This window comes from Serratia proteamaculans, assembly GCF_946227095.1.
Lineage (GTDB): Bacteria > Pseudomonadota > Gammaproteobacteria > Enterobacterales > Enterobacteriaceae > Serratia > Serratia proteamaculans_E.
On the sequence record NZ_CAMISV010000001.1, the window covers coordinates 518846 to 530557 of the forward strand.

The following is an 11712-nucleotide window of genomic DNA, read 5'->3' on the forward strand; positions in this document are numbered from 1 at the left end:
CCCCTACAGAAGTGGGGTGACACATTTACAGCTTGAAAAATGACGGGGATGGATTGTCCCCTCGCCTCAGGGAAGGACTTTGGAGAGGGGTTGCTTGCTACGGCAGCCCTGCCCCTTAGCGGCGAGAGGACATGTCGGTTACGGCTTGCGCGCCGGGGCGTCACCGGCCACGTAATATTCGGCGGTGCTGCGCGGCAGCGGCGTGCGCTGGCGGATACGATCGGCAATTTTCTCGGCGATCATGATGGTAGTGGCATTCAGATTGCCGGTAATGATCAGTGGCATAATCGACGCGTCCACCACCCGCAGCCCTTCCATGCCGTGCACCCGGCCCTGCCCATCTACCACCGCCATCTCGTCTTCACCCATTTTGCATGAACAGGAAGGATGGAAGGCAGTTTCGGCATGCTCACGCACAAAAGCATCCAACTGTTCGTCGGTCTGAACTTCCGGCCCTGGGCTGATTTCACGCCCCCGATACTCATCCAGCGCTGGCTGAGCCATGATTTCACGCGTGATGCGGATGGCATCGCGGAACTCTTGCCAGTCCTGCTCTGTCGCCATGTAGTTGAACAGAATGCTCGGGTGCTGGCGCGGATCTTTAGATTTCACCTGTACCCGGCCGCGACTCGGCGAGCGCATCGAACCGACGTGAGCCTGAAAACCGTGCTCTTTCACCGCATTGCTGCCGTTGTAGTTAATCGCCACCGGCAGGAAATGATACTGAATGTTCGGCCAGGCGAACTCTTCACGGCTGCGGATAAAGCCACCGGCTTCAAACTGGTTGCTGGCGCCAATGCCGCTGCCGTTGAACAGCCATTCCGCGCCAATTTTTGGCTGGTTAAACCATTGCAGCGCCGGGTATAACGAAACCGGTTTTTTACAGGCATACTGCAAGTACATTTCCAGGTGGTCCTGCAGGTTCTCACCCACGCCCGGCAGATCGTGCACCAGCTCAATGTCCAGACGGTTAAGTAGGGAGGCCGGACCCACGCCGGAACGTTGCAAAATCTGAGGTGACGCGATCGCCCCGGCACACAGCAGCACTTCCCGACGCGCACGCGCGTGGGTGATCTCCTTGCCCTCACCCTGCAAGTAATCAACGCCCACCGCCCGCTTGCCGTCGAAACGGATGCGGTCGGTCAGCGCATGGGTCACAATCTTCAAATTAGGGCGGGAACGCGCCTGATCCAGATAACCGCGGGCGGTGCTGGCACGACGGCCTTTCGGCGTTACGGTACGATCCATCGGGCCGAAGCCTTCCTGCTGGTAACCATTAAGGTCATCGGTACGCGGATAACCCGCCTGCACGCCAGCCTCCACCATCGCGTGGAATAACTCGTTATTACCGGCCTTCGGCGTGGTCACGCTGACCGGACCCTCGCTGCCGTGGAAATCATTCGGACCGATATCGCGGGTTTCCGCCTTGCGGAAATACGGCAGACAATCCAGGTAGCTCCAGTCTTCCAGACCCGGTGCCTTCGCCCAGTTGTCGAAATCCATCGCGTTACCGCGGATGTAACACATGCCATTAATTAGCGATGAACCGCCCAGTCCCTTACCACGACCACATTCCATGCGACGGTTGTCCATGTGCGGCTCTGGGTCGGTTTCATAGGCCCAGTTGTAACGGCGGCCCTGCAACGGGAATGCCAACGCGGCTGGCATCTGAGTGCGAAAATCCATCCGATAGTCCGGGCCGCCAGCTTCCAGCAGCAGCACGCTGACGTCAGCGTCTTCGGTCAAACGGGTGGCTAATACGTTACCGGCAGAGCCGGCCCCGATGATAATGTAATCGTATTCCATCGATATCTCCTTATCCCCTTCGTCTTTCAAGCCACAGCGTTGTTGGCTGCATGCGCTCACCCCAGTCACTTACTTAAGTAAGCTCCTGGGGACTCCCGCACTTGCCGCCTAGCTGTGACTTGAAATCCATTGGGTATATATTTTTATGATTAATAGCTTAGGATGCCCGGACAAGCATTTAATCGATAATGGGGTGTTTAAAAGATGGAAATATATTCGCCCAGCTCGACCTGCACTGATTTGATCTGGGTGTAGTGCTCCAGCGTCATCAGGCCGTTTTCTCGACCGACGCCAGACTGCTTGTAGCCGCCGACCGGCATTTCCGCCGCCGACTCGCCCCAGGTGTTAATCCAGCAGATGCCGGCTTCCAGTTGGTGGATCACCCGGTGGGCGCGGGTCAGATCGTTAGTGACGACCCCGGCAGCCAGGCCAAAGGTAGTATCGTTGGCGCGACGGATCACTTCTTCTTCGCTGTGATAGCTGAGGATGCTCATGACCGGCCCGAAGATCTCTTCACGCACGATTTCCATCTCGTCACGGCAATCGGTAAATACCGTCGGGGCCACATAAGCCCCTTTGGCAAATTCACCGGTCGTCACACGCTCACCACCGCACAGCAGACGCGCGCCGCTGTTCTTGCCGCTTTCGATAAAGCGCAGCACCGACTCCATGTGCGCGAAGCTGACCAGCGGGCCAAAATTGGTTTGCGGATCGGTAGGATCACCCAGACGAATGCGTTTTACCCGCTCGAGAATTTTGGCTTCGAATTGCGCCTGCAGCGCTGCCGGTACAAACACGCGGGTACCGTTGGTGCACACCTGGCCGGAGCTGTAGAAATTGGCCATCATGGCAATATCGGCGGCGCGATCCAGGTCGGCGTCATCAAAGATGATCAGCGGCGATTTACCGCCCAGTTCCATGGTGACTTCTTTCAGCGTCGAGCCGGAGGCGTTAGCCATCACTTTTTTGCCGGTTTTCACACCGCCGGTGAACGACACCTTGGCGATGCCCGGATGATCGGTCAGGTACTGACCAACTTCTGCACCACTGCCGGTGACCACATTGAACACGCCGTCCGGCAGGCCGGCTTCGGTGTAGATCTCGGCCAGCTTCAGCGCCGTCAAAGAAGTCACTTCACTCGGTTTGAAGATCATGGCGTTGCCCGCGGCCAGCGCTGGCGCAGACTTCCACAAGGCAATTTGAATCGGGTAGTTCCAGGCACCGATACCGGCCACCACGCCCAGCGGCTCGCGGCGGGTATAAACAAAAGAAGTGTCACGCAGCGGGATCTGCTGCCCTTCGATAGCCGGGATCAGGCCAGCGTAATATTCCAGCACGTCGGCACCGGTGACAATATCTACCGCCGTGGTTTCCGACATTGCCTTGCCGGTATCCAGCGTTTCCAGCGCGGCCAGTTCGTCGTTGCGCTCACGCAGAATATCCACCGCACGACGCAGGATACGAGAACGTGCCATCGCCGTCATCGCCGCCCATACCTTCTGTCCACTGGCTGCGCTGGCAACCGCACGGTTGACGTCTTCAGCGCTGGCGGACTGGATCTCGGCAAGCACTTCGCCATTCGCCGGGTTCACTGCGTTGAAGGTTTTTCCATCGGTACTGTCTACATAGGCACCATTAATATAGAGCTTCTGTAAGCCAAAACGGGACATAGGTTCTCCTTGGGTTGTCCTCAGGGTGGCGTGTGCCCCCGGAGTTGAAACGTAATGTAATCGGTAGTGAGCGCAATCGCCTGTGCCTGATTAAACGCCGCACCGCGCAACGCGCTGCGTAACCACAAACCGTCGATCAATGCCGCCAGCCCTTTAGCCGCCAGCCGTGCCTGCGCCTTCGGCAGTTTGCGGCTAAATTCAGCGCACAGATTGGAATACAGACGGCGACCGTTCACCTGTTGCAGCCGGTTAAGCTGCGGTTGGTGCAGGCTGCTGGCCCAAAAGGCCAACCAGGTTTTCATCGCCGCGCTGTTGATCTGACTGTCGTCGAAGTTACCGGCGACGATCGCCTGCAGCCGTGATGCCGGGCTGTGGTCGCTCAACGCCTGCAACCGCAGCTTCACCGCCTCGCCCAAATGGCTAATCAAATAGCGCATTGTGGCTTCCAGCAGGCCGTTCTTGTCCTTGAAATAGTGGCTGATAATGCCGTTGGAAACGCCCGCCCGTCGCGCTATCTGCGCAATGGTGGCGTCATGCATTCCAACTTCATTGACTGCGGCCAGCGTGGCATCTATCAACTGCTGCCTTCTGATCGGCTGCATTCCTACCTTTGGCATAATTCGACTCTCACAAAACCGACTTCGGCCTCGTCTCAGCGGCGGGGTTTCACCGTCTTTCCGCCTGCTGAACTTGGTCTTCATGGCAACTATTAAACTTTTTTTTGATTGAACGTTCAATAAAAATTGCATATATTTTATTACCGCTTGGTTACAAATATGTACTTTTCGGTTGTGGAACTGGCTGATTTTCGTGAGGTATTTAACGAATCTGACCAAAATCAGTGTCTGTAAGCGGTTCCCACCACGAAACGATTTCCCGTTTCGTTAACAAACAAAGCGGCAACTTTTGGCAAGCAGAACAGCAATTGCCGCGGCGTTTTTATCCGCACTGTTTCCGGGCGACACCTGCGTGTCGTTCAGGCTGGTGTGTGGGCACGATTTTACTCAGTTGTTAAAAAACAGAGGAAGACGATGACAACACGCGAAACCTCCTCAAAACCACAAAAGGATGGCCTTAATCCGGTGGTTTTCTTCACCTCGGCGGGGCTGATCCTGGCCTTCTCGCTGATGACCATCTTTTTTACCGATTTCTCCGGGCGATGGATCACTCGCACCCTGAATTGGGTTTCCACTACCTTCGGCTGGTACTACCTGCTGGCCGCTACCCTGTACATCGTATTTGTGGTGTTTATCGCCGCTTCACGCTTTGGATCAATCAAGCTCGGGCCTGAGCAGTCAAAACCCGAATTCAGCCTGATGAGCTGGGCAGCGATGCTGTTTGCCGCCGGTATCGGCATCGATCTGATGTTCTTCTCGGTCGCCGAACCGGTGACACAATATATGATGCCGCCGGAAGGCCAGGGCCAGACGCTGGAAGCCGCGCGCCAGGCGATGGTCTGGACGCTGTTCCACTACGGGCTGACCGGCTGGTCGATGTATGCGCTGATGGGTATCGCTCTTGGCTACTTCAGCTACCGCTATAACCTGCCGCTGACCATCCGTTCGGCGCTGTACCCGATCTTCGGCAAGCGCATTAACGGACCGATCGGCCACAGCGTTGATATTGCTGCGGTACTGGGCACCATCTTCGGTATCGCCACCACGCTCGGCATTGGCGTGGTGCAGTTGAACTACGGGCTGAAAGTCCTGTTCCACATACCGGAAAACCTGACGGTTCAGGCCGCGCTGATCCTGCTGTCGGTGATCATGGCCACCATTTCGGTGACCTCCGGCGTCAACAAGGGCATCCGTATTCTTTCCGAGCTCAACGTGCTGCTGGCGCTGGGGTTGATCCTGTTCGTGCTGTTCTTCGGCGATACCGAGTTCCTGCTTAATGCACTGGTGCTCAACGTCGGCGATTACGTCAACCGCTTTATGGGTATGACGCTTAACAGCTTCGCCTTCGATCGTCCGGTAGAGTGGATGAACAACTGGACCCTGTTCTTCTGGGCCTGGTGGGTAGCCTGGGCACCCTTTGTCGGCCTGTTCCTGGCGCGAATTTCACGCGGGCGTACCATCCGCCAGTTTGTGGTCGGCACGCTGATTATTCCTTTCGTGTTTACCCTGCTGTGGCTGTCGATCTTCGGTAACAGCGCGCTGTACCAGATTATTCACGGCAACGCCGCCTTCGCGCAGGAAGTGATGCAGTACCCGGAACGCGGTTTCTACAGCCTGCTGGCGCAGTACCCGGGCTTTACCTTCAGCGCCTCGGTGGCGACTATCACTGGCCTGCTGTTTTACGTCACCTCGGCAGACTCCGGTTCGCTGGTGCTGGGTAACTTCACCTCGCGCCTGAGCGACATCAACAATGATGCCCCCAACTGGCTGCGTATTTTCTGGTCGGTAGCGATTGGCCTGCTGACCATAGGTATGTTGATGACCGACGGCGTGCCCGCGCTGCAAAAAACCACGGTGATCATGGGCCTGCCGTTCAGCTTTGTGATCTTCTTTGTGATGGCCGGGCTGTATAAATCGCTGCGGGTAGAGGATTACCGCAAGGCCAGCGCCCTGAATACGACTGCACCGATGCCGGTGTCCAGCAATGACGTGTTGAACTGGAAACAGCGCCTGTCACGGGTGATGAATTATCCGGGTACCCAATACACGCAGAAAATGATGGATACCCGTTGCCGACCGGCGATGCAGGAAGTGGCGCGTGAGCTGGAGTTGCGCGGTGCCAAAGTGGAGTTCAGTGAGGTGCCACCAACCGAAGATGAGCGTTTAAACCATCTGGAGTTGCTGGTGCATTTGGGCGAGGAGCAGAACTTTACCTACCAAATCTGGCCACAGCGTTACTCCGTGCCGGGCTTTACCTATCGCGCCCGCTCCGGCAAATCACACTACTATCGGTTGGAAACCTTCCTGATGGAAGGCACTCAGGGCAATGACCTGATGGACTACAGCAAGGAACAGGTAATCGGCGATATCCTCGATCAGTACGAAAAACACCTGAACTTTGTGCACATCCACCGCGAGGCGCCGGGGAATACCCTGACCTTCCCGGGTATGTAACCCGATAAAAATTAAAGGGGCTCAGCCTGGCTGCGCCCCTTCTCATCTTCTTTGTTCTTTACATCCCGCCATGTTCTTCCCTATTTATACAGATTCGCCGTGCCGTAGACATGATTGTTGACGGTGACCGAGGTGATACGATAACCGCTGGCCCCCTGTTGCTTGGCATCTGCGGCGATCGCTTGCTCAAAGTCATTCAACGTTGACGCCTGACTGGAGACCACGCCGATTTTCTGCAGTTGTTGAGCGTTTTCCGCCGTTACTGGCGCTGCAGCCAATGCGGCTCCGCTGAGGCAGGTCAAGACTACTGCCAAGATAAGATTTTTCATGATAAATACCTCACGTTGCTGAAAAGACCGGCGGTCCAAACCGCCGGATTTGGCAGGGGTGTTACTGCCCCATGGCGTCTTTTTTCATGCCGTCTTTGGCCATGCTGTCTTTCTTCATGCCGTCGTGTTTCATCGCATCCTTACTCATGCTGTCCTTCTTCATGCAATCCTTGCTCATGCAGTCTTTCTTCATGGCGTCTTTTTTCATGCCATCTTTGGCCATGCCGTCATGAGACATCTGGCCCATGTTGTCCTTTTTCATCGCGTCTTTGCTCATGCTGTCTGCCGCATTGGCACCGATAGAACCCAACATCAATGCGCTACACATCATCACTGCGAATAACTTTTTCATGGTATTTCCTTCTCTCATTTAAAAAGCACCTGTGTGCCGGGGGATAGTTGCGGCCGTCGTTAACTGCCGCCAAACCAGTTGTAACCTTGATCTTCCCAGTAACCGCCGGGAAAACGGTTGGTGACTTCAATCACCTGAATATGTTTCGGATTCTTGTAGCCGAGCTTGGTCGGCATGCGCAGCTTCATCGGGTAGCCGTATTTACGTGGCAGGATCTGGCCGTCGTAGGTCAGCGCCATAATGGTTTGCGGATGCAGCGCCGTGGCCATATCGATACTGGTGTAATAATCGTCGGCACATTTGAAGCTGACATATTTGGCGCTCAGATCCGCGCCGATCGCCTGGAGAAACTCCGCAAACGGCACTCCGCCCCATTTGCCGATCGCACTCCAGCCTTCAACGCAGATATGGCGCGTCACCTGGCTGATCTGCGACATCTTGTGCAATTGCGGCAGCGTCCAGGAGTGTTTATTCAGTACCAGTCCGCTGACTTCCAGCCGATAGTCATCGCCATTAATATCCGGTGCCTGTTCCTCGGCATAAAACGCATTGAACGGGAACGGACGGGTGATCATCGATTCGGCGTACACCGGTGCCAGATGGTCGGCATTGAACAGCCAGCCCTGTACCCGATCGTTAAACCGCGAGATGCGGCTCAGCGCCTGTTCCACATTGGCGTTGTCACTGATGTCACAACCGGTGAGCATCGCAATACCGCCCAGCGTCAGCCCGTTGCGCAGGAAACGACGGCGTGAAGAGGACTCCAGTTGGCGTGCCAGCAATTGCTGCGCCTCCCTGACGATCTCCCGCCCTTCGCTCAGGTTGATCGGCTGTTTATCTGTTTTCATCGGGCTCTCCTTAACGTCCACGCAACATAGCCAACAGCGTGCGTGGCACCAGCGCCACCATCACCAGATGCACCACCACAAACCCCACCAGCGCCGACATGGCAAAAAAGTGGATATAGCGTGCCGCGTCATAGCCGCCGAGCAGTTCACGCAACAGCGGAAATTGCACCGACTTCCACAGCACCAGGCCGGAAAGCACCATCACCACGCCAGCCACCATCACAAACAGGTAGGCCACCCGCTGCACCATGTTGTAATGGCGTAAGTCGTTGTGACCGAGCTTGCCCCGCAGCGCCGCCAGCAGGTCACTCAACAAGGCTTTCGGGCTGAGCGGCCAGAACTTGCGTTTCAGGCGGCCACTGAACAGGTTAATCAGCAGATAACACAGTCCGTTAATGCCAAACAGCCACATGCCGGCAAAGTGCCACTGCAGCGCGCCGCCCAACCAGCCACCCAGCGTCAGCTCGTTGATAAAACTGAAGTTAAACAACGGCGAGGCGTTATAGATACGCCAGCCACTGGTCACCATAATCAGCATCGCCAGCGCGTTCAGCCAGTGCGTCAGACGCAGCCACAGCGGATGGATCAGCACCGGTTTCTCCGGCGTAATGGACATGGCCATGGGGCTCTCCTGAGGGTGGTGGTTTCGATGTGTTGAGTATCCGTCTGATTTGTTCCCCAAGACCTCACGCAAAGTTAAATAAAATGTGATAACTCCGGCTGCGTCGGTTGTGTAGACTTCAATCAGGTCTGGCAATCAGCGGTGGGAAGAATGGATAAGCCAAAGAAAATTTTAATCGTCGAGGATGACGGCAATATCGCAGAGCTGCTGCAATTACATCTGCGTGATGAAGGCTATGACATCAGCCATGCCGCCGATGGCAATCTGGGTATGGCGATGCTGGAACAGGGCGGCTGGGACGCGCTGATCCTCGATCTGATGCTGCCGGGGATCGACGGGCTGGAGATCTGCCGTCGGGCACGCAATATGACACGCTACACGCCGATCATCATCACCAGTGCGCGTTCCAGCGAAGTGCATCGCGTGCTGGGATTGGAGCTGGGCGCTGACGACTACCTCGCCAAACCCTTTTCCATGCTGGAGCTGGTGGCCAGGGTCAAGGCGCTGTTTCGCCGTCAAGAGGCGATGAGCCGCAACCTGCGAATGGACGCCGGCACGCTCAGTTTTGACGGGTTGACCATAGATCCTATTGCCCGTGAAGTGCATTTGAACCAGCTGACGGTCGATCTGACGCCGCGTGAATTTGACCTGCTGTATTTTTTTGCCAAACATCCTGGCAAGGTATTTTCCCGCCTCAGCCTGCTCAATCAGGTGTGGGGTTATCAGCATGAAGGCTACGAGCACACCGTGAATACTCATATCAACCGGCTGCGCATCAAGATTGAAACCAACCCGGCGGAACCCGAGCGCATCCTCACCGTATGGGGCATGGGCTATAAATTCGCGGCAGCGCCGCAAGAGTGAATCATGAAAAACCTTACGCTAACGCAACGCCTGACCCTGATCTTCGCCCTGTTGATGGTAATCAGCTGCGCCATTTCCGGCTGGATGCAGGTCCGCAGCAGCACCCAGTACAGCCAGGGGGTGATCCAACGGCTGTCCGGTAATCTGGCGCAGCACATTGCCGACAGCAACCCGCTGTTAGGGCAAAATGGGCTGAACGCAGAGTCAGTCAATAGTCTGTTTAATCAACTGATGGCGGTAAATCCCAGCGTTGAGGTGTACCTGCTCGATAAACAGGGCGACATCATTGGTAACGCCGCCCCGGCCGGCCATCTGAAACGCCAGAAAGTGGATCTGCAGCCACTGCAGGCGCTGTTCAACGGTGCAAATATGCCGGTTTACGGCGATGACCCACGTAATCCGGACGCCAAAAAAGTGTTCAGCGCCGCGCCGCTCAAGGTCAATGGACAGGTTGAAGGCTATTTGTATGTGGTGCTGCTGGGCGAGGATTACGACGCATTAACCAGCCATGCTTTGCATAGCTCCGCGGTCTCCATGGCGCTGTGGACATCCGGCCTGATGGTGCTGTTCAGCCTGGTGGCCGGTGGTTTTGCGTTTTATTGGGTGACCCGACCTATCCGCCGTCTGACACGCCAGGTCACTGAGCTGGACAGCGGTGGCATCGCGGCGGTACAAGCCTATGCGGCACTGCCGGCCGACAGCGGCGGTCGCGATGAAGTCAGCCGACTGCAGCAGGCATTCCGCAGCATGGCGCAACGTATTGCCGAGCAGTGGCAGACACTTTCGCAGCAGGATCAGCAACGGCGCGAATTTATCGCCAACATCTCGCACGACCTGCGTACCCCACTGACGTCACTGCACGGCTATCTGGAAACGCTGTCGGTCAAGTCCGCCAACCTGAGCGAAAACGATCGTCAACGCTATCTGGAAATCGCCTTGGCGCAGAGCCGCAAAGTAGGTCGATTGGCACAGGAACTGTTCGAATTGGCGCGGCTGGAATATGGCGTGGTGAAACCGCAGAAAGAGCCGTTCTCACTCAGCGAACTGGTGCAGGACGTCTTCCAGAAGTTTGAATTGGCGGCGGAGGCACGTCAGCAGCGGTTGCTGGCAGATATCACCCCGGGTATTCCCCTGGTGTTTGCCGACGTCAGCATGATTGAACGGGTGCTGACCAACCTGCTGGATAACGCCATTCGTCACACGCCGCAGGGCGGCGAGATCGAGGTGCGCCTGTGGCAACAGGCAGGCAAGGTGCTGGTGCAGGTCAATGACAGCGGCCCAGGTATTCCGCAGGAGCTGCGTGCCGATCTGTTCATGCGCCCTTCCATTCTGAGCAGCGCACGCCGCCATGCCAGCGGTTTGGGGCTGATGATCGTTCGGCGCATTTTGCTGCTGCACGACAGCGATATCCAATTGATCGAGCGACCGCAAACCGGTGCCTGTTTCCGCTTTTCGATCCCGCTGCGCTAGTGGTTTATGGCTAATTAATACAGCTTTTATCGACGCTGATAAATTTGTCGTTATAGATAATAAATTTCTGCCCTTTCAGCCGAATACCGGCATGGGTCAGCGTATCACCGGGGCGCAGGTATTCGGTGATACCCTCTTCATCGGTGCTGTCGCAGCCGGGTTTGAGCAGGAATTTAAAGTAGGTGTTGCCGGTATTGGTGAGGGTGCCGCGCTGCGGATCCAGCCGATAGGCGAAATTGCTCTGGCGTGGGCGCACCACCAAAATGGTGTCCATCACCACTATCGGCTCCAGATTGACGCCGGTAGTGTGACGCTGCGCCGGATCGAAAAATCGAGTGGGAATTTCGCGAAATGACACCCGGTAATAACGCTCGCGGTTATCCTGCGGGCCACGGTAGAAGAACTTGTAATATTCGCCCTGCCCAACCTGCAGTTGTAGCTGACGTGGGGCAAACAGCAGTTCGCCGTCCGCAGGGCGGCTACGAGCCTCATTCTCCCCCGGCCGGTCAATGGCTCGCAGGGTCACCTGATAAATACGCGCGCTGCGATTATTGTTCAGCACCCGCTTGGCGGTGAACGATTGGTCCTGATCCATCGCAAACGTCAAGGTGCCGACGTTAATCGCCGTCGCGCTCAATGGCAGACACAGTAGCCACAACAGCCAGCTTCTCACGGCGTTT

Annotated in this window: 11 protein-coding genes; 3 read left to right on the plus strand and 8 right to left on the minus strand. The window is 56.3% G+C overall.

The window, feature by feature from the left end:
* Positions 1 to 138 precede the first annotated feature (138 nt).
* From betA to betI, 3 genes are all read right to left on the minus strand, one after another.
* Positions 139 to 1806, minus strand: coding sequence for a choline dehydrogenase (gene betA, locus OC597_RS02540; RefSeq protein WP_262207298.1), 1668 nt, complete (start codon positions 1804 to 1806; stop codon positions 139 to 141).
* A 197-nt stretch (positions 1807 to 2003) separates the two neighbouring features.
* Positions 2004 to 3476 (minus strand): betaine-aldehyde dehydrogenase, encoded by a 1473-nt coding sequence (gene betB, locus OC597_RS02545; RefSeq protein ID WP_261462154.1) that lies wholly within the window; start codon positions 3474 to 3476, stop codon positions 2004 to 2006.
* A gap of 20 nt (positions 3477 to 3496) precedes the next feature.
* Positions 3497 to 4093: a transcriptional regulator BetI gene (betI, locus tag OC597_RS02550; protein WP_261284024.1), complete on the minus strand. Its 597-nt coding sequence runs from the start codon at positions 4091 to 4093 to the stop codon at positions 3497 to 3499.
* 414 nt (positions 4094 to 4507) lie between these two features.
* On the opposite strand from betI, the gene OC597_RS02555 reads away from it, so the two are divergent.
* Complete coding sequence (locus OC597_RS02555) at positions 4508 to 6547, plus strand: choline transporter (RefSeq protein WP_262207302.1); 2040 nt, start codon at positions 4508 to 4510, stop codon at positions 6545 to 6547.
* Between the two features lie 80 nt (positions 6548 to 6627).
* Here the strand turns inward: OC597_RS02555 and OC597_RS02560 are convergent, their stop codons facing one another.
* The 4 genes from OC597_RS02560 to OC597_RS02575 all read right to left on the minus strand — a co-directional run bounded on the left by OC597_RS02560 (position 6628) and on the right by OC597_RS02575 (position 8698).
* Entirely contained in the window at positions 6628 to 6876 is a 249-nt protein-coding gene (locus tag OC597_RS02560) for a YdgH/BhsA/McbA-like domain containing protein (RefSeq protein WP_261252014.1), read from the minus strand.
* Positions 6877 to 6937: 61 nt separating this feature from the next.
* Complete coding sequence (locus OC597_RS02565) at positions 6938 to 7228, minus strand: pentapeptide MXKDX repeat protein (protein WP_262207304.1); 291 nt, start codon at positions 7226 to 7228, stop codon at positions 6938 to 6940.
* A 59-nt stretch (positions 7229 to 7287) separates the two neighbouring features.
* A complete protein-coding gene (locus OC597_RS02570; RefSeq protein ID WP_262207306.1) occupies positions 7288 to 8076 on the minus strand; it encodes a molybdopterin-dependent oxidoreductase in 789 nt (262 codons plus the stop codon).
* Between the two features lie 10 nt (positions 8077 to 8086).
* Complete coding sequence (locus tag OC597_RS02575) at positions 8087 to 8698, minus strand: cytochrome b/b6 domain-containing protein (RefSeq protein ID WP_261252012.1); 612 nt, start codon at positions 8696 to 8698, stop codon at positions 8087 to 8089.
* A 150-nt stretch (positions 8699 to 8848) separates the two neighbouring features.
* Here OC597_RS02575 and OC597_RS02580 point away from each other — a divergent pair, with 150 nt between their 5' ends.
* The gene (locus tag OC597_RS02580; RefSeq protein ID WP_261252011.1) at positions 8849 to 9562 is read left to right on the plus strand and encodes a response regulator transcription factor; all 714 of its coding nucleotides are present in this window, start codon (positions 8849 to 8851) and stop codon (positions 9560 to 9562) included.
* 3 nt (positions 9563 to 9565) lie between these two features.
* Complete coding sequence (locus OC597_RS02585) at positions 9566 to 11032, plus strand: sensor histidine kinase (protein WP_262207308.1); 1467 nt, start codon at positions 9566 to 9568, stop codon at positions 11030 to 11032.
* Between the two features lie 10 nt (positions 11033 to 11042).
* On the opposite strand, the gene OC597_RS02590 is transcribed toward OC597_RS02585, so the two are convergent.
* Positions 11043 to 11705 (minus strand): fimbrial biogenesis chaperone, encoded by a 663-nt coding sequence (locus OC597_RS02590; protein WP_262207310.1) that lies wholly within the window; start codon positions 11703 to 11705, stop codon positions 11043 to 11045.
* Positions 11706 to 11712 lie beyond the last annotated feature (7 nt).

Bases quoted from the DNA above. Each gene is read 5' to 3' on its own strand.
- OC597_RS02560 (WP_261252014.1), bottom strand. From the start codon at position 6,876: ATGAAAAATCTTATCTTGGCAGTAGTCTTGACCTGCCTCAGCGGAGCC.
- OC597_RS02585 (WP_262207308.1), top strand. From the start codon at position 9,566: ATGAAAAACCTTACGCTAACGCAACGCCTGACCCTGATCTTCGCCCTG.
- betI (WP_261284024.1), bottom strand. From the start codon at position 4,093: ATGCCAAAGGTAGGAATGCAGCCGATCAGAAGGCAGCAGTTGATAGAT.
- OC597_RS02555 (WP_262207302.1), top strand. From the start codon at position 4,508: ATGACAACACGCGAAACCTCCTCAAAACCACAAAAGGATGGCCTTAAT.
- OC597_RS02580 (WP_261252011.1), top strand. From the start codon at position 8,849: ATGGATAAGCCAAAGAAAATTTTAATCGTCGAGGATGACGGCAATATC.
- OC597_RS02565 (WP_262207304.1), bottom strand. From the start codon at position 7,228: ATGAAAAAGTTATTCGCAGTGATGATGTGTAGCGCATTGATGTTGGGT.
- betA (WP_262207298.1), bottom strand. From the start codon at position 1,806: ATGGAATACGATTACATTATCATCGGGGCCGGCTCTGCCGGTAACGTA.
- betB (WP_261462154.1), bottom strand. From the start codon at position 3,476: ATGTCCCGTTTTGGCTTACAGAAGCTCTATATTAATGGTGCCTATGTA.
- OC597_RS02570 (WP_262207306.1), bottom strand. From the start codon at position 8,076: ATGAAAACAGATAAACAGCCGATCAACCTGAGCGAAGGGCGGGAGATC.
- OC597_RS02575 (WP_261252012.1), bottom strand. From the start codon at position 8,698: ATGGCCATGTCCATTACGCCGGAGAAACCGGTGCTGATCCATCCGCTG.